The following is a 17,222-nucleotide window of genomic DNA, read 5'->3' on the forward strand; positions in this document are numbered from 1 at the left end:
CGCTCGACTTGCATGTATTAGGCACGCCGCCAGCGTTCGTCCTGAGCCAGGATCAAACTCTCCAATAAAGAGTTGATTAGCTCTAAAATAAAAAAATAAGTTTAAACGTTGACGTTTTTGCTTTGTTTAGTTTTCAAAGAACTATTTTTCTTAACAGGATATTAATATAACATCTTAATAAATCCTTGTCAAATGTTTTTCTAAAATAATTATCGTCGTCTTAGCGACAAGACTTATCTTACCAAACATATTTTTAGATGTCAATTAAATATCTAAAAAAAGTTTCAAATTAATTCTCATACATCTTAATACCCAAATCATTCTTAGATATAATAGTATCCTATAAATAAACCTAAACCTTAATTAAATAAGGAACAGGGGAATGTATTTCCTAATCCCCTGCTCTAAATATATTATCATTTATAATAATCTTCCTACACTTATTCTTTAATTGCACCTAGAGCTTGCTTTGCCATCTCTTCATATTCATCCGATCCAGATTTCATTGCAAATTCCGCAATTCCTATTGGGAATGCTGAAAGTAATTCAGTAATATGTTCAATCATAGAAGGCCATACATATCCTCCTGCTTTTTTGTATTCATAAATTAACCTCTTCAATGCATCCTCACCAAAAGCAGCTAAGTGAACAACAAAGTCATTAGATAGATCATCGACACGTGCTTCAGTCCAGTCAATAAAACCAGTTACTTTTGCTTCTTTATCAATTAAGATATGGCCAGCATGCAAATCACCGTGAATAACTGCTGTTTGTTTTGGCCAGAGCTCATCATTTGCCAGCCACTTCTGCCATCGTGTCCAGAGCTCTTCACTAACACCAAATACTGATTTTACTTTATCCATTCGCTCTTGCATTGTTTTTTGTAATTCTTCCGCTGTTTTGATTACTAGGCCCGCTTGTTCTGCTTCCTTTATGTTAATCGCGTGCAAGTCTGCCATCGCTTTTGCTAATGTTTCATGAAAAATGTCAGGAATATTTTTTTCATCCAATTCCCATACGTATGCCTTCGCCTCCGCATCAATCGTTCCTGCTGGCACACCCTTTAATAATTTATAGGCAATTAGCTCTTCTGAAAAAATTGTCCACTTTGGTGATTCGATGTATAATCTTTGCCCTACAAAGTCTAAGATTTGCTTTTCCTTTTTAGCTGTCAAAATAACATCGGCACGTCTAGGAATACGAAGAACCCAATTTTCTTCATATATATCTGCTGCAATAACAACTTGAAAATCTAAACCTGATTCATTCCTTTTCAACGAATCCTCTTTTAACATTAGTCCATGTTGTTTTGCTTTTTCAATTACTTGTTCGTTTGATAATGTCATTTTCATGCACTCCTTTTCTCCGTAAAATCATTTTCTATACTGCTTATATTTATCAGCATCAGATCTTGAACACTCCACAATTAGCTTCGTTCCATTGTCATCATAATCGGAAAATATTACGTGGCTGTTTGTATTAAAATAAGCAACCAGCTCTCCTTCTGCATAAGGGATAAACAATTCACAACGAATATATTGATTAAATATCTTTTGATTGATTAGCTGAATTAATTCTTCTAAACCTATTCTTTTTTTCGCAGATAAATAAATGAGATCCTTAAGGTTGGATGGAAACTCTCCTTTAACTAAATCCGTCTTGTTATAAGCGTAAATAACAGGTATCCCTTTGATTCCAATTTCTTTTAAAATCTCATTTGTTAATTCCATCTGTTCCTTATGATAAGGATTCGAATAATCCAAAACATGAATGAGCAAATCAGCTTCAGTCACTTCTTCAAGCGTTGAACGAAACGCCTTGATTAAATGATGAGGCAGTTTGTTTATAAATCCTACTGTATCAGTTAATAAGAAGGTTTTATTATCGGCTTGCCTCACCTTCCTCACTGAAGTTTCCAACGTAGCAAAGAGCATATCTTTTTCGAAGACTTGCTTCTCACTAGATTCATTATACTTTTCCAACATAGCGTTCAAGATCGTAGACTTTCCTGCATTTGTGTATCCGACTAATGAAACAACAGGAATATTATTTTTTCTTCGCCGCTTTCTTTGTGTTCTTCGCTGATCTACTAGTTTCTCAAGTTCTTTATTTAGACTTGCTATTTTCAGTTCAATTTTCCGGCGATCAAGCTCCAGCTTCGTTTCACCTGCTCCTCGATTTTTCAATCCTGCTCCTCCACCTTGTCGGCCAAGGGACTCCCTCATTCCAACTAACCGGGGGAGCATATATTTTAACCTTGCTACTTCTACTTGAAGCTGAGACTCTCGAGTTTTTGCCCGATTAGCGAAAATTTCTAATATGAGCATTGTACGATCGATCACTGCACAGCCTAACTCTTTTTCTAAATTACGAATTTGTGAAGGTGACAGCTCGTCATCAAATATGACAATATCGGCTTCCTTATCATTGATTAATGCAAGTAGCTCTTGAATTTTTCCACTGCCTATATAAAATGATTTATTCACATGATGTAAATTCTGAGTGATTTCCCCAAGAACACGAATATCACATGCAAGAGCTAAATTGACTAGCTCCTGCATTGTATATTCAAAATCCACTTGACTACTATCTACATTTACACCAACTAAAATGGCCTTTCTTTTCATATATAATCCCTCCATTATAAAAAAATTAAGCACAGGCAATCTGCCTGTGCTTCAGTAAATGGATTAGACTTAATACGAAATACGCAAACACCCCATTCGGCATTGCATCAAACAAACCTCCAGAAAAAAACTTTCTGAAGAGGTACGAATGGTCTTTCATATAAAAGACGACACAAAGCCCTTTATTATAATTCCAGAATTTTACAGTTGTAAATCTCCTAAATTATAATTGGTAAACTTCATGTACTTATATGAGTTATTTTATTTTTAAGACAGCAAAAAGAGGCTGAGTTCGTCACCCACCCTCTTTTCACATATCGTAAAATAAGGTTACCTTAAAGTAAGGCAGACCAATCCCATTTACTCCGCACACAGGCAGAGCCTTGAACTATTCAATTACTTGTTCAAAGTTTGGAATCGTAGTCTGCTGTACAACACTAAGGAAAACCTCCATTCATTTATAGTTACCATTATTTTATCATAAACGAAAAATCAATACCATAATAACTGTTCATTTTTTACATTCCCTGAAGCTTTACTGGTGCATTTTTTCTAAATGAACGTTTTTGCCAAATGATTGTCACGATTAATGTGATGACTAAAAGGATAAGTCCTAGAACAAATGGATAAATGATTTTCACATCATAAAGTATCCCTGCTAACGTTGGTCCTAATACATTTCCTATACTCATATAAGCATTATTCATTCCCATTGCAAATCCCTGTTCATTTCCAGCCAATTTAGAAATAAGCGTGTTAAGAACGGGACGCAAGATTGAGGTAGCAAGAAAGATAAGAAGAGTTATACCAAAAAAGAACGCGTAGGTAGAGGCAATGAGTGAGAGTAGAAAACCAATTGCTGAAATACCAATAAACACATTCAATATTTTCCCCTCACCAAACCTTGTAACTAAACGGTCAACAATAAACAACTGGACTATCACACTAACAATACCAGTCGATGTTACCATAAAGGCAATTTCCTGAGGAGTTGCCCCAAACTGATTATCCACAAAAAGCCCAAGCACTGATTCATACGCCATTAAACCAAAGCTTAATACTAGGGTAATAATTAAAGGGACAAAATAAGGCATTTTCACAGATCGAATCATCTTTCTTGCCATAGACTCTTCATTTTGGCTGCCCATCCCTTCAATCACCTGATCTGGTCTACTTTCTTTTAGAACAGCAACTGAAAAGATAACTGCCACAAGTGAAACAATTGCTGATATTAAGATGGGGGTTTTAAGACCAAAGTCTGCTAAAAAGCCACCAATTCCAGGTCCAATTACAATTCCAAGAGACATTGCAGCTGAAACAAAGCTATTTCCTTTTGCCCGTTGATCCATCGTTGTTATATCTGCCACATAAGCGAATATCGCAGGGACAAGTAGTGCTGCCCCTACCCCGCCAATAAAGCGAGAAGCATACAGTACCCAAATCGAATCAGAACTATAAAAAATAAACATGGAGACCGTTAAACCAATAAGACCATAGATAATCATCTTTCGACGGCCATATTGATCCGTCCATTTACCAGCAATAGGAGATAAAATTAACTGCGCACCAGCAAAAATAGCAATCATTAAGCCGGCAGCCGTTCCTCCTTGATTAATCGATTCCAAGTAAGCAGGCAAAATCGGGATAATAATCCCAAAACTTCCTATTGCAATAAACATATTGATCATCAATATGGTTAATTTTTTCCGTTGATCACTCGTCATAGAGTACACCTCTTTCTAAAAAATACTCATCATATCTCTTATTCTTTTATGAACTTTTTACAGCCGCTAAAAAGATTTTATAATAGCATGGAGGATTTTATGTGTCAATAGAACAATAGATTTTTTATTAGGAAATCGCAAGTAGGGGAAATATCCATATCCATTCTCCGTTTATTTTACTTCTACTTGTTATTTAATTAAGGAAGCGACCTCTTATTTAGATGGGGACTTTTTTATGAAGCATTACGGTGAACCACCATATAACGTAATAAAAAGCAATGTGATTTCAATCGTGAAATACATTGCTTTTATACTTGTTCTTATACTTACATTTTCCCGTGCGAGTACGCAAAAAGGGAACAGCTTAAAGACACCTAGCTCCTCTTTTTACATACAAACGTATTTATTCAGACTTCTGGGCTGTTATTGCACTCTGAACTTGACTTACAGCTGATTGAGCTTGCGCAATTTCTTCTGCTGCCTGTTTGAGTGCTTGTTCCGCTAAAGTTGGGTCTGAAGAAGACTTTTCAATAGCTTGGCTTAATAGTGTTTGTGTTAATGTTACATTGGCTTTTGCTTGGTTTAATTGATTGACATCCATCTGTTGAGGCACACATATCTCTCCTTATCAATTTGAAATTACTTCTATATCTTGACCATACTTGAAATTATTATAATTAGAAAAAAGCACCATATCCGCCCCAATACTTTTATTCATAAGTTTATTACAAGAAGAAGGCATTCATCGTATCATTGAAAAGGGATTCACCGACATAAACCGCCAAATGACTTTCCTTGCAATGTTAAGTTAAGTGGTTTATACTTTCCAAGCATTAATGCAAAAAGAACCATCCTTTATTTAAGGTTTAAGTATACGATTGATTATTATTAATAGGAACGAACGACGCAGAGTATTGATTGAACATTCAATAGGAGGAAGCGTAACAATGCAATGGCGAAATATATATCGTGGATTTATTATGGGGATCACTGATTTAATTCCTGGGGTTAGTGGAGGCACAATTGCTTTTATATTAGGCATTTACGATCAACTATTAGCAGCAATAAGCGGCATTTTAAGCCGTGATTGGAAAAAGCACCTCGGTTTTCTATTACCTCTTGGGTTAGGAATTGGAATTGCTATGTTATCCTTAAGTAAAGTAATTGAGTATTTACTTGAAAACCATCATCAGCCGACACAATTTTTCTTTGTAGGGCTTATAATTGGGGTATTGCCTTTTCTTAGTAGGCAAGCTGATATAAAGAAAAATTTTAAAGCAGGACATTTTATTCTTATCGTTCTTCTTGGACTGTTGCTTGCATCAACAGCCTTCATTAAGCCAGCTGATACGACACCGATCACAGAATTAAATGGGGCAAATGCTATTGGACTTTTCCTAGCAGGTTGGGCTGGGAGTATGGCGATGCTATTGCCAGGAATTAGTGGTTCTTTCATTTTGCTTCTGCTTGGTGTTTATTCAACAGCGATTGGCGCCTTATCAAACTTAAATATTCCAATCATTGCTGTTATTGGAGCAGGAGTAATTGTTGGTTTGCTCGTTAGCAGTAAGGCCATTAGTTATTTATTAACTCACTATACACATATAATGTATGCAGCTATTATTGGGCTAATCCTTGGATCTGTTGTAATCATTTTTCCGGGCATCCCTTCTGATACTCTATCCATCGCCATATCCATTATGACATTTTTAGCAGGACTTGTTGTAGCAGTATTATTTAGCTCCCCTAGAAAGAGAAAAACCTCCAGCACGTCATGATCGGGCATTTTATAAAAAGAAACATCTCTCACATAAGTGTAAGAGATGTTTCTTTTAGTTGGATACTTTATAAGTGTCTAGTGATAAAGCTTCAGTCTTAGTTGATCTGTTAACAATTCCTTTTTCAATCATTGCTAGCTAAAATCAGGTGACTTATATAGGATTGATTTCCCAAAATGAAAATCATCTTCGACCATGTTCTCATTTTCCTGATGCGGGTAGTAAATTAGCTTTCCTTTATAAATTAATTCTAATTCATTCATTGATAATAAATCTTGGGGAGTACACAGGCTTGGGGATTTACTAAGCAAGCCTTTTTTTTCATTTAAAACAGTTGCCACAAACTCCGAGCAAAAGAATGCTTTTTTTCGATCAAGATTATAATTTAGCATGATGGCAAAAAGACCTAATAAATTATATTTATATAATTCTTTTTCAGCTTCCATTTGACTAACCTTTGTCTGCATTTGGTTATATTCCCATTCTGATAAAGAATAACTGTATACTTCACATTTTGCATTTTTAAATAATCCTTCAGCAATTCTTTCTCTTACGAATCCACCAATGAAAGGATTATAAGGCTTCTTACGACCAAAGCTGAATATATTTGTTAATTGTTTATCAAATGAAATAGATACATGATTTAGAGGCTTCTTCGTATATAGCTTAATTAGTTTCGTAAATAGTGTGCCTGTATCAGTAAATATGATATATACTTTATTTTCCTCCATAATGTACCTACACTTTCTTCTGATTTTCAAATTAATTATTTTCTCGCTCACGCATGAACCCATCCATAAACAAATCAATTACAGATTTTACTTCCTTCCATTCCTTAACCATTTCTCGAAGGTATGCTTTTCCTTGCCCTGTTATTCGATAATATTTTCTTTTTCCCCCTTGAGAAATTTCACCTAAATAGGATTCTATTAATTCCTTTTTCTCAAGCCGCTGGAATACAGAATATAATGTTGCTTCTTTAATCTGAAATCGATGATCTGTGCGTAAACTGATCTCTTTTGAAAGTTCATAGCCATAACGATCCTCTTCACAAATTAGGCGCAAAACAATTGGATCTAAATGACCACGAATACTATCACTTCTAATCATGTTGACACATCCTTGTACGTTCACTGTTCAATCTGATAGAGTAATAGTACTCTATATTACTCTACCTGTCAAAGTAATTTTTATCCTTTTTTTAGGATAATCTTAATGTTTGGTCAGATGAGGAGTAATTGATACAAACTGATCACTTTAAATCGAAAAGACGACTCAAAATCTGGATTTTGAGTCGTCTTTTCGATTAATCTCTTTAGTTCCATTTATACTCCTTTTAAAGGGGCTTCTCCTGATGATACCCTCTTTCACCGTATGGCTGGAGCTGATTCAGCCATTTTCCTTCTAATTTCTCTAATTCTTTCTTTTCATTGTAATATGGATTATCTTTCTTTTTCAGAATCTCTAAAACTTCAAAGTCAAAAGCATCCTTCCCAAATTCGTTCCATTCTGCTTGCAGCATTTTATTCGTAAAAACGCCATTCTTTAACGAAAATTTTGTACCATTTAATGACTTAAAATTTGGTGTGCTGCCAATAAAAATTTTATCGTTTATTCTGTTTTTTATTTGATAAATACCTGCTTCCACTTTAATTTCTTTGTATTGCTGCTTTAGTTCTTTTTTTCTATCCATTTCTCTTTCCTCCCGATTACTTTTTCAACCAATACTTGCTGCCATCCACTTTTCGATCTAAAAAGCCGTATTCAATTAAATAGCGTCTTACTAACACATAATCATCGTAAGCTGTATTTAATAACTCGTTCACTTCCTTTTCCCCGTAGACCTTTTCAGGGGTGAATCGTTTTATTATTGCTCGAAGAACGACTAATCTTTGCTTTTCCTTAGGTGGGAAGGATTTCAATCGTCCATTTATCCCCTCAGGGAAAAACTTCTTCAAGATTTCTTCATTCTCTTCCTTCGTCACATTGTAACGGTCATCAATCATTCTTGCTGTTTTGTGAATATCAATGAAAGCTGGTTTATGATCGTCCTTCTCTTTTAAAAGCTCCATCATTGTTAAAAATAACTTTGCTTGACGCTCTTTTTCTTTTAAGACAAAACGGTGGTTTCGAATGGTTGATGCACTGCCGATGCCCATTTCTTTTTGCACTTCAACATCATTCTTGCCCTCATAAAATAGGCGAAGAAGACGATTTTGATGATCAGTCAATCCTGTTAGCTTTTTATCAAGATCAATCAAGTAATCAAATACCGACTCATGTTCAGCTTCAATATGAATGGCCATATATCTCTCTGCTTCGTAAAAAACACCCTCTGCTTGATATACAATCCCTTTTTCAGTTGTCTCTCCACATAAAAGACATATATAATGATGATCCTCTTTTTTATAACCTTGCTTTAACTCCTCGATTGAAGCATCCCAAAAAACTTCTGATATTCCCAATTATTAGTCACAACCTTTATTTGTTTGCTTAATAATAGACATTTTATAATTTCGTTTGTTTAATGTCAAACAAACATTGAAAATATCTTTACTCAAAAAAAATAATCTGACAAAATGACAGATTATTTTCTCATGTTTCTATTGATAAGCTTTCACATTTAATAAAGTTTCTAAATCAACAATCTCGAATTTTTCCTTCTGTAATGCCTCTATTAATTTGGGCAGTGCTTTTACAGTCGCCGTTTTCTCTGAATCAGAATGCATAAGGATAATGTCGCCATTTCGAACATTTTGCATCACATTGCTCACAATATTGCTCGCCTCTTTTTGTGACCAATCCAATGTATCTATGGACCATAGAACAATCGAATACTCCTCTTGTTTAGCAATTGCTGCCACTTGTTTATTTGTCTCCCCATATGGTGTACGGAGAATAGCAGGTTCTTTTCCGATTATCGATTTAATTGCCTGACCTGCCTGCTCTATTTCCGTTTGGATTTCTTCTTGAGATCGCTTCGTTAATTCAACATGATTATAGCTGTGGCTTGCGACTATGTGGCCACCGTCATAAGCCTTGATCACAACATCCGGGTATGTTTCTGCATTGCTGCCTAGGAAAAAGAAATTTCCCTTCACACGATACTTATCTAATATATCAATAATGGCTGACGTTACATTATCATCTGGTCCATCATCAAATGTCAGAGCGACTTGTTTCTTATTTGGTCCATTTATATAAACATTCTCATGCTCTTTAGCAAATGCAACAATTTGTTTTCGCCAAACGTTCATACTCTCCCATGCAGATGCAGTTAATTGATTAGATTGCCCTTTAATATCAAGCACATACACCTCCTTCGTTTTATCCACATTTACTCGGTCTTGATTTAAAATAGAAAGATGATGTACAGCCTTGCTATTATTGGGAATAATGAATTTTAGTTCGATCATTTGATTTAATTCATAAACATAGATTTCTTCATTATTCACATTCCTTACTTGATCTGGCTGGCCAATGGTCTCCTTAATGAACGCAGGTGTTAGTTCACTCAGACTATTCGCATATGATCGAACATCAAAAATTTCACCAGCTTCATTAAAGCCCACAGCAACCCTCTTCCCGTCATAGGTTGCATAAGACCCTTTACCTGCCTGGTCCAGCTTATCTGGTTCTCCCCATTCGGCTTTTACTTGTTCCATTTTACTTTCTAGCACATTTATTTGACTGCCCAAAGTCATTCCAATATTGGCCAACTCTAAAATTTCATTTAGTAAAATAGAAGTCGAGTCCGCTTCTTTTGGTTGCAGGGCACTCTCCCTTTGTTCAAGTGACTCCTCTGGAGCAGTCCTTTGCAACTGACAGGCTGACAAAAAAAGAACGCAGAAGACAACGACCATGATGTTTACGCTCTTATTTAGCTTAAACAAGCACTACACCTCCCTTATCTGTGTTGATTCAATTTTTCAGCAGAATGATGACTGTTGTAATCAACCAACCTTTTTGGCATCAAAACTCTTTCAAACAGCAGCCCTATAAAAAAAACCTAATCCGCAAATATGAAAGGGACCTCATATCTAGATTAGGCAAATCACACATTTTATAAATTCTTCGTTTTAACAATCCAATCCACGTAGTTTTCCATTACCGAATCTAGAAACTGAATCGTTGGTTCGTGAATAACTGTCCCGGATTCATCCATTTTCTCTTGAATGGTACCAATGAATACTTCATTCCCTGGCAAAGTACGAGCTGCGATTCCACCTGAGTTCAATATTTGGCGAAGATGCATTTGGGCACGTACTGTTCCTAGTACACCCATTGTTGCTCCTACAATCATTACTGGTTTATTCACCATGACCTTTTCCACCCTCGAAAACCAATCAATGGCATTTTTCAGCAGCGCCGGTATCGAATGGTTATATTCAGGTGTTGCGATTAATACCCCATCGCTTTCCAATACTTTACTTTTTATTGATTTCACAATCGCTGGAGGATCCAGCTCATCATCTTGGTTATACATTGGAAGATTCTCAATAGGCAAGATTTCAATCTCTACCTTTTCCTGATACCGTTTTTGCATATACTCAATTAGTTTTTTATTATAGGATTCCTTTCGGTTACTTCCGACTAAAGCTGTAATCTTCATCCATTCATCCCTCCGTTACATTTTTAAAAGCTTGCTAACAGTGATCTATAAAAACTTTATCTTAAAGGAATACTATTTTCCACCTTCTCGACTTCCCGTTAAGAAATAAATGTTTAAGAAAGGGCCTTTAATCCCGTTACCCCAATCACAATAAGTGCCACACTCGCAAGTCTTAGCTTATTTTTAGACTCCCCAAAAAACACCATATTTAATAAAACGGCTCCCGCTGTTCCAATTCCAATCCAAACTGAATAGGCAATACTTATTTGCAGATAATGAAAGGAAGCGTATAAAAAAGCAAAGGAAGCACCAAATCCTCCAAGGTAAATGACACCATGCTTGATAGATTTCCTCTGACTGTATAATTTAAGGCCAAACACGCCAATCATCTCACTTAATGCGGCAAGGAGAACAAACATCCACCCCATACTTATGCAGCTCCTTTCGATATACTGTCCTCTGATTGATTATCAGCAAGATTCAAACCGATTACACCCGCTATTAATATACCTATAAATAGAAGCTTCCCCATACTAAAACTTCCTCCAAAAAGGAAAATATCCATTAATGCCGTTCCAATTGTTCCCACACCTGCAAAAACAGCATACACGGTACCAGTCGGCAAGCTTTCACATGCTTTCGGCAAAAAGTGGAAGTCTACTAGAATGATGACAATGACAATCCCCCATTGCCACCATGTTTCTGCTTCGTTAAATCCATACACCCAAATTAATTCAAACAGACAAGTTAAAAAAACATAAAACCACGCTTTATTCATTTGCATTACTCTTCCTATCTTATGACTGACTGTCATTCATTTTTATGTTCAAACAAATGTACGGCTTGTTTCATCCTATTCGCGAATACTTAATCCATGCTTAAGAAAGGATAGAACCTCGGCCTTTTGTATTGAAGCCTCGTCATCCTGCTTCGTATCATATAAATAAACTTGTTCAGCTGCTGATTCAACAAGACCAATTACTAGCTTCGCTGTTCGTTCCACGTGGATAGAATCACGAATATTTCCATTCTCCTTTGCTTCTTTTAAAAATTGGCTAATCCAAGAATAGAAAGGTTCATACACGGTCTCCCACTCTTTAATATGCTCCGTCGATCCCATTCCTGCATAAATAAGCGCAAGAATTTCTCGGTAATCACAAGTTATTTTAAAGATGGCATCCACTATTTGAACAAGTTGCGTTGTAAATGATGCATCCCCCCGAACTTCATTTTTCACTGCTGAAATTGTCTTCTCTACCATGACTTCTGCAATAGCTGGCATAACAGAAAGCTTGGATGGAAAATATAAATAGAATGTACCTTGTGCAATATTTGCTAGCTTTACGATATCCGCAATTTTCGTCTTTTCAATTCCTTTTTCTCGAAACACTTCAATCGCAGCATGAACAATTTTCTCTTTCTTATTCATTGACCATAGCCCCTCCATCTAAAATGACTGACTTTCATTCATTTTAGATGGAGGAACAGGTGCTGTCAAAAAATTAACTCACCTGCTATTAATATAAAGTTTGAATACATAAATGAAAAGACATACTCGTCGTCAAGCATTTTTATTCAAAAAAGTCAGAACCTCGTCCTTTTTACGCTGAAAAGCTAGTTTACCTAAATCAATTAGCTGGTCCATAAATTTTATTTCATCAAAGGGCATTTCTTCTCCGAGCTCTCCATTTAAGCGAAAATAGTTGTCACCAAGCAAATGCTGACAATGATAGGTAACGGATTCGGAAGACAATTGCAAAGCCAAATCAAGTAGCTTTGGCGTCATCTTTAAAGATGGGAGATGAAACGGCAGCCACTGCTTTGCCCCCCAATATTTGTCCTTCCCTATTGTAAAATCAATATGCTGCAAACCTGTACCAATAGATAAAATTTCTATTTCCTTCACCTCTTTTTTGAATTGATGAAGGGCCTCAGTCACACAAACGAGTGATGGATTATTCGCCCATAATCCCCCATCAATCGATAAATACTCATTATTTATATTATTAGGCGGAAAAAAGACCGGTGCAGAACAGGAGGAGAGAACCGCATCCCACAGCTTGATCGTTAAATCATCGTTCTCTACATGTCCATAATTCGAACGGTGAATAAAAGGCTTCCCGTTCGTTACATCTACTGCTGGGATTAGAAGCGGCTTTTTTAAATCTGCAAGTGCCATTTCCCCAAAAGCTTTTCGAAAAAAACGTCGTAAATAGTGATCGCTATATACACTTTTGAATAAACCAACCTTCGCCTGCCGCACAAAAATTTTCTTTCCATATAATTGATAGCTTTCCATCACTTCATTCATACTTTTCTTCAATACGACAGACGCAGCAATAATTGCGCCCGTACTCGTTCCAGCCACCACATCAAATAAATCACCAATCGGACACTTATATTCTTCCTCTATTTCTTGTAAGATCGCAACAGCAAACACCCCTCGAATCCCACCGCCATCGACGCAGAGCATTTTCATCCTTTTCACCTTGAAATTATGTCTTTCACTCTACTGTTCCCTATCCTGTAAACCTTAAGCAGAAAAAAGTTTAATGAAATTTAAAATGCCTGACCTAGAATGGGTCAGGCATGGAATCTATATTACAATATGTTGAGTGTTATCTCTCCGAAATGATCAAAAACAACACGATATGTCCCCACTTTTAATGGCAGTGGTTTAATGAATGTACCAGAAGAAATAATCATCCCTTTTGTCAAGATTCTATTCTGAGACGCCAATTCCTGATGAAGCCATTTTACTGCATGGATTGGGTTTTCCAAAACAAAGCTTGAAGTACCTTCCGCAACCTGCTGATCATTATAAAAAAGCTTGACGGAAAGATCAGCTAACGGAATAGATGCATCCCACTTTTTTGGCTCGCCAACAATCACCTTTCCTGTTACTGCATTATCCATAATTAACTCACCGACTGAAATATGAGGAAACCAGTTTTTGATTCGGCTATCTGGCAACTCCAGGCCTGGTGCGATTATTGTTTTCGCTAGTAGCTCGTCCTCATCTGCATCAAGAGAAATATCTTCTTGGACAATGAACATTAGCTCTGCCTCTATTAGCGGATCAAAGAAATCATTCATGAATATCGTACCAACATCCAACACATCTCGATCAAGCAGTGTACCATATACCGGAGAATCTGTTTTAAAAACCTCTTGAAGGCCGGTGTTTGTTAAGCTGATTTTAAAGCCTTTCACTTCCCCATCATATTCCCGCATTTTCCTTTGAACTAATGTATGTTGAACATCATAATATTCCTTCTTCTTGCTAAAATGTTCCCCGCTTATTGCCGCAAGAGGCTGTCTAGTTTGATAAACATCTAAGATTGTTGATACGGTTTCCTGCACATTCCCCATGGTACCTACTCCCCCTCTTTTATATTGTAATATTCTGATTTCCCTTCATATAGCTTTTCATATGTATCCCTTAATCATCGGTTAATTTCTGATAACCCCCTGTTACTTGCGGAGTTTGTCTCCTCTTCCCAACCTTTACAAACATCCACCCAATCTTTTGCAGAAGAAAATTCATATATTTCATTACATGTCAGTTCAATTGCAGAGTTCGTACTGCCGCAAGCTGGGAATAGTGTATCGAATCGTTTCATTGAGACATCTAAATAGACATCAAGATCCTTAGCTAAACCAAAAGGGCAGACACCGCCTATTACATGTCCTGTTTGCTCGACTACTTCATCAGCTGAAAGCATACGAGCCTTCATTTGAAATGCCTGACGAAACTTTTTGTTATCTACCTTTGCATCACCAGCAGCAACAACAAGAATCGCTTTGTCGCCTTCTCCACGAAAAGATAGCGTCTTTGCAATTCGTGCAGAAACCACACCTAAAGCTTCAGCGGCCAATTCAACAGTTGCACTTGAAGTATCAAACACCATAATATCCTTTTCTCGGTTCCATTTTTCAAAATGAGCTTTCACACTTTCAAATGACATCTTGTACACCCTCTCTTTCCGAATATTAAGTAAAATAATACTATTATTTACCACAGTAAAGCAACAAGATACTTCCAATTGGGGTAAATATCTGTGTTATAATTCTCAAGTTTTTAAAAAGGCAGTTTTGATAAACAAACCGTTCGTATTGGGTTGACTAACATAGAAATCACTAAAATTTCAAATAAAATAATCATTGAGAGTCTTGGGGAAAGTAATTTCTTCTTATTGAAGTGGTCTATGAGACATTTTCTTTTTGAGTGTTTCGTTTTTGTCTCATTGAGGCAGTCTATGGGACATTTGCCTTTTGCACCTATTCGGTTTTGTCCCATTGGAGCGGTCTATGAGACAAATTCCTTTTACGCCTATTCGGTTTTGTCCCATTGGAGCGGTCTATGGGACAAATTCCTAAGGTAGAACGGATTAAAGTCGCGAGTACGATTGATTATAAGAAACAACTTCCTTTGATGGGCATTTATCCTCTATTTTTAGAAACGATTGGGGTATCAATATATCTTTTGTAATAACATTAAATTACTAACCCTTGCATTTATTGGGCTCATTAGCAATTGACAAATCCAACTGAATTGTATATCGTAAAATTAATTAAAAGCGAAAGGGTGACCCAATTAAATGAAGTTCTAATCCTATTTTTCGAAAGCAATCAATTGAAGACCGTATTAGTAAGCAGGTATCTGCTCTATTTCGTGTTGTCTTCAATCGAGGTTTTCAGAATAGGATTAGGTTTCATTGGTTGGCCCAACAAGGGATCAGTCTCTTTTTGTGTAACCTTGCGCCTCCTATTCTGAATGTAGATAGGAGGCATTTTTGTGTCTCCAGCACATGATAGAAATGGGGATGATTGTATGATGCTATTAGAAGCTAACAATATTAAATTATATATAAAAGACCGTTTATTATTAGATATGGAAAAATTACAGATTCAAAAAAATGATCGAATTGGCCTTGTTGGAAGGAACGGCTGTGGAAAAACGACCTTATTAGAGGTTTTATCGGGGAAAACCGCTCCTGACAGTGGAACTATCGCAACAAATGGCCTATGTGAGCTTTTGCCACAGCTAAAAAGAACCAATACGACAAAAAGCGGCGGTGAGGTAACACAGGAATATATTAACGCGGCTCTGGCAAAGAACCCTGAAATTTTGCTGGCAGATGAACCAACAACAAATCTCGATACGAGCCATATTGAATGGCTGGAAAAGAAATTCAAGAAATCTCTCAGCGCACTTGTCATTGTTTCACATGACCGGACATTTTTAGATGCCATATGCACAACCATTTGGGAACTTGACGAGGGCAAAGTGAATGTTTACAAGGGTAATTACTCCGATTATACCGAGCAGAAGGAATTGGAGCGTACCCAGCAAAAGCAAGCGTACGAAACATATGAAAGAAAGAAAAAACAACTGGAAGAAGCGTTAATTTTAAAAGAGAAAAAAGCAGAAAGAGCAACGAAAACGCCAAAGAATGTAAGTGCCTCTGAAGCAAGCATTACTGGTGCCAAGCCTTACTTCGCTAAAAAGCAAAAAAAACTACAAAAAACGGCAAAGGCGATCGAAACTCGTTTAGAAAAACTAGATAAAGTGGATAAAGTCAAAGATGCACCTGTCATTAAAATGAATTTGCCAAATGAAGAAACATTTAAAGGACGGATTGTTTTGCGTGCAGAAGATCTGCAATGTTCGATCGGCAAGAAATTACTCTGGAAATCTGCAAGCTTCCACGTACGTGGAGGAGAAAAGCTTGCCATCATCGGACCGAATGGCTGCGGAAAAACAACGCTCGTAAAAAAAATAATGAATCAAGACAAAGGGATATCGATCTCCCCTTCAATGAAAATCGGCTATTTCAGCCAAAATATCGATATTTTAAATACGGAGAAATCAATTCTGGAGAATGTCAGCACAACCTCGATACAGAATGAAACCTTCATACGGACAATCCTGGCGAGACTGCACTTTTTCAGAGACGATGTTTATAAGCCTGTTAGTGTTCTAAGTGGCGGGGAACGAGTAAAAGTAGCATTCGCAAAATTATTTGTGAGTGAAATTAATACCATTATTTTAGATGAACCAACAAACTTTCTCGATATCTCGTCAGTAGAAGCACTCGAATCTCTCTTACAGGAGTATGAAGGAACTGTTATTTTTGTTTCCCATGATCGGCAATTTATTGAGAGCATTGCCACGCGAATCTTAGCGATCAACAAACAAGAAATCCAATTATTTGATGGAACATATGAGGAATACAAAAACTATACCCCCAAAAAGGCACGCGATATGAAAGAAGAACAGCGGCTCCTATTAGAGACACGAATAACAGAAGTACTCAGCCGCCTTAGTATTGAGCCTTCCGATGAACTTGAAATAGAATTTCAAAAGCTTTTAGCAGAAAAACGCAAATTGACTAATTAGTGATGACAAAACGGCAGAATAAATTCTGCCGTTTTTTGCGTTGTTTTATTAATAAAGCATAAAATCATTTACAAACTC

Annotated in this window: 18 protein-coding genes and 1 rRNA gene; 2 read left to right on the forward strand and 17 right to left on the reverse strand. The window is 36.6% G+C overall.

The window, feature by feature from the left end:
* From J2Z40_RS16155 to J2Z40_RS16175, 5 genes are all read right to left on the reverse strand, one after another.
* Positions 1-68 (reverse strand): 16S ribosomal RNA (locus J2Z40_RS16155); the annotation flags it as partial.
* A 372-nt stretch (positions 69-440) separates the two neighbouring features.
* Positions 441-1,346 carry a macrolide 2'-phosphotransferase gene (locus tag J2Z40_RS16160; RefSeq protein WP_066400196.1) on the reverse strand — a complete coding sequence of 302 codons (906 nt, stop codon included), beginning with the start codon at positions 1,344-1,346 and terminating at the stop codon, positions 441-443.
* A 27-nt stretch (positions 1,347-1,373) separates the two neighbouring features.
* The gene (hflX, locus tag J2Z40_RS16165; protein WP_425351425.1) at positions 1,374-2,627 is read right to left on the reverse strand and encodes a GTPase HflX; all 1,254 of its coding nucleotides are present in this window, start codon (positions 2,625-2,627) and stop codon (positions 1,374-1,376) included.
* A 518-nt stretch (positions 2,628-3,145) separates the two neighbouring features.
* On the reverse strand, positions 3,146-4,351 hold the full coding sequence (locus J2Z40_RS16170) for an MFS transporter (RefSeq protein ID WP_066400193.1): 1,206 nt from the start codon (positions 4,349-4,351) through the stop codon (positions 3,146-3,148).
* A 403-nt stretch (positions 4,352-4,754) separates the two neighbouring features.
* Positions 4,755-4,964, reverse strand: coding sequence for a hypothetical protein (locus J2Z40_RS16175; protein ID WP_066400192.1), 210 nt, complete (start codon positions 4,962-4,964; stop codon positions 4,755-4,757).
* Between the two features lie 334 nt (positions 4,965-5,298).
* On the opposite strand from J2Z40_RS16175, the gene J2Z40_RS16180 reads away from it, so the two are divergent.
* Positions 5,299-6,129 carry a DUF368 domain-containing protein gene (locus J2Z40_RS16180; protein ID WP_066400190.1) on the forward strand — a complete coding sequence of 277 codons (831 nt, stop codon included), beginning with the start codon at positions 5,299-5,301 and terminating at the stop codon, positions 6,127-6,129.
* Positions 6,130-6,263: 134 nt separating this feature from the next.
* Here J2Z40_RS16180 and J2Z40_RS16185 read toward each other — a convergent pair whose 3' ends face one another.
* The 12 genes from J2Z40_RS16185 to J2Z40_RS16240 form a co-directional block, all read right to left on the reverse strand.
* Entirely contained in the window at positions 6,264-6,860 is a 597-nt protein-coding gene (locus tag J2Z40_RS16185; RefSeq protein WP_066400183.1) for a hypothetical protein, read from the reverse strand.
* 31 nt (positions 6,861-6,891) lie between these two features.
* Positions 6,892-7,239 carry a PadR family transcriptional regulator gene (locus tag J2Z40_RS16190; RefSeq protein ID WP_066400182.1) on the reverse strand — a complete coding sequence of 116 codons (348 nt, stop codon included), beginning with the start codon at positions 7,237-7,239 and terminating at the stop codon, positions 6,892-6,894.
* Positions 7,240-7,465: 226 nt separating this feature from the next.
* Positions 7,466-7,822: a GIY-YIG nuclease family protein gene (locus tag J2Z40_RS16195; protein ID WP_066400180.1), complete on the reverse strand. Its 357-nt coding sequence runs from the start codon at positions 7,820-7,822 to the stop codon at positions 7,466-7,468.
* Between the two features lie 16 nt (positions 7,823-7,838).
* Positions 7,839-8,594: a DUF2087 domain-containing protein gene (locus tag J2Z40_RS16200; protein ID WP_066400178.1), complete on the reverse strand. Its 756-nt coding sequence runs from the start codon at positions 8,592-8,594 to the stop codon at positions 7,839-7,841.
* A 138-nt stretch (positions 8,595-8,732) separates the two neighbouring features.
* Positions 8,733-10,022 carry a polysaccharide deacetylase family protein gene (locus J2Z40_RS16205; RefSeq protein WP_066400177.1) on the reverse strand — a complete coding sequence of 430 codons (1,290 nt, stop codon included), beginning with the start codon at positions 10,020-10,022 and terminating at the stop codon, positions 8,733-8,735.
* A gap of 170 nt (positions 10,023-10,192) precedes the next feature.
* Positions 10,193-10,741 (reverse strand): NADPH-dependent FMN reductase, encoded by a 549-nt coding sequence (locus J2Z40_RS16210; RefSeq protein WP_066400176.1) that lies wholly within the window; start codon positions 10,739-10,741, stop codon positions 10,193-10,195.
* Between the two features lie 113 nt (positions 10,742-10,854).
* On the reverse strand, positions 10,855-11,169 hold the full coding sequence (locus J2Z40_RS16215) for a DMT family transporter (protein WP_066400173.1): 315 nt from the start codon (positions 11,167-11,169) through the stop codon (positions 10,855-10,857).
* A gap of 2 nt (positions 11,170-11,171) precedes the next feature.
* The gene (locus tag J2Z40_RS16220) at positions 11,172-11,519 is read right to left on the reverse strand and encodes a DMT family transporter (protein ID WP_066400801.1); all 348 of its coding nucleotides are present in this window, start codon (positions 11,517-11,519) and stop codon (positions 11,172-11,174) included.
* Positions 11,520-11,594: 75 nt separating this feature from the next.
* Positions 11,595-12,170: a TetR/AcrR family transcriptional regulator gene (locus J2Z40_RS16225; RefSeq protein WP_066400170.1), complete on the reverse strand. Its 576-nt coding sequence runs from the start codon at positions 12,168-12,170 to the stop codon at positions 11,595-11,597.
* Positions 12,171-12,302: 132 nt separating this feature from the next.
* Positions 12,303-13,220 (reverse strand): CBASS cGAMP-activated phospholipase, encoded by a 918-nt coding sequence (locus J2Z40_RS16230; RefSeq protein WP_066400168.1) that lies wholly within the window; start codon positions 13,218-13,220, stop codon positions 12,303-12,305.
* A 122-nt stretch (positions 13,221-13,342) separates the two neighbouring features.
* Positions 13,343-14,113: a 2-keto-4-pentenoate hydratase gene (locus tag J2Z40_RS16235; RefSeq protein WP_066400165.1), complete on the reverse strand. Its 771-nt coding sequence runs from the start codon at positions 14,111-14,113 to the stop codon at positions 13,343-13,345.
* A gap of 74 nt (positions 14,114-14,187) precedes the next feature.
* Positions 14,188-14,709: a YbaK/EbsC family protein gene (locus J2Z40_RS16240; RefSeq protein WP_066400158.1), complete on the reverse strand. Its 522-nt coding sequence runs from the start codon at positions 14,707-14,709 to the stop codon at positions 14,188-14,190.
* Positions 14,710-15,575: 866 nt separating this feature from the next.
* Between J2Z40_RS16240 and J2Z40_RS16245 the strand changes: the two genes are divergently transcribed.
* Positions 15,576-17,144: a Vga family ABC-F type ribosomal protection protein gene (locus J2Z40_RS16245; protein WP_066400800.1), complete on the forward strand. Its 1,569-nt coding sequence runs from the start codon at positions 15,576-15,578 to the stop codon at positions 17,142-17,144.
* Positions 17,145-17,222 lie beyond the last annotated feature (78 nt).

Origin of the sequence: Cytobacillus eiseniae, assembly GCF_017874625.1 — a bacterium.
Lineage (GTDB): Bacteria > Bacillota > Bacilli > Bacillales > Cytobacillaceae > Cytobacillus > Cytobacillus eiseniae.

What these genes read in the sequence shown, in the direction of transcription:
- hflX (WP_425351425.1), bottom strand. Translation starts at nt 2,627, where the DNA reads ATGAAAAGAAAGGCCATTTTAGTTGGTGTAAATGTAGATAGTAGTCAA.
- J2Z40_RS16220 (WP_066400801.1), bottom strand. Translation starts at nt 11,519, where the DNA reads ATGAATAAAGCGTGGTTTTATGTTTTTTTAACTTGTCTGTTTGAATTA.
- J2Z40_RS16160 (WP_066400196.1), bottom strand. Translation starts at nt 1,346, where the DNA reads ATGACATTATCAAACGAACAAGTAATTGAAAAAGCAAAACAACATGGA.
- J2Z40_RS16210 (WP_066400176.1), bottom strand. Translation starts at nt 10,741, where the DNA reads ATGAAGATTACAGCTTTAGTCGGAAGTAACCGAAAGGAATCCTATAAT.
- J2Z40_RS16190 (WP_066400182.1), bottom strand. Translation starts at nt 7,239, where the DNA reads ATGATTAGAAGTGATAGTATTCGTGGTCATTTAGATCCAATTGTTTTG.
- J2Z40_RS16240 (WP_066400158.1), bottom strand. Translation starts at nt 14,709, where the DNA reads ATGTCATTTGAAAGTGTGAAAGCTCATTTTGAAAAATGGAACCGAGAA.
- J2Z40_RS16215 (WP_066400173.1), bottom strand. Translation starts at nt 11,169, where the DNA reads ATGGGGTGGATGTTTGTTCTCCTTGCCGCATTAAGTGAGATGATTGGC.
- J2Z40_RS16185 (WP_066400183.1), bottom strand. Translation starts at nt 6,860, where the DNA reads ATGGAGGAAAATAAAGTATATATCATATTTACTGATACAGGCACACTA.
- J2Z40_RS16230 (WP_066400168.1), bottom strand. Translation starts at nt 13,220, where the DNA reads ATGAAAATGCTCTGCGTCGATGGCGGTGGGATTCGAGGGGTGTTTGCT.
- J2Z40_RS16235 (WP_066400165.1), bottom strand. Translation starts at nt 14,113, where the DNA reads ATGGGGAATGTGCAGGAAACCGTATCAACAATCTTAGATGTTTATCAA.
- J2Z40_RS16180 (WP_066400190.1), top strand. Translation starts at nt 5,299, where the DNA reads ATGCAATGGCGAAATATATATCGTGGATTTATTATGGGGATCACTGAT.
- J2Z40_RS16225 (WP_066400170.1), bottom strand. Translation starts at nt 12,170, where the DNA reads ATGAATAAGAAAGAGAAAATTGTTCATGCTGCGATTGAAGTGTTTCGA.
- J2Z40_RS16195 (WP_066400180.1), bottom strand. Translation starts at nt 7,822, where the DNA reads ATGGATAGAAAAAAAGAACTAAAGCAGCAATACAAAGAAATTAAAGTG.
- J2Z40_RS16245 (WP_066400800.1), top strand. Translation starts at nt 15,576, where the DNA reads ATGATGCTATTAGAAGCTAACAATATTAAATTATATATAAAAGACCGT.
- J2Z40_RS16170 (WP_066400193.1), bottom strand. Translation starts at nt 4,351, where the DNA reads ATGACGAGTGATCAACGGAAAAAATTAACCATATTGATGATCAATATG.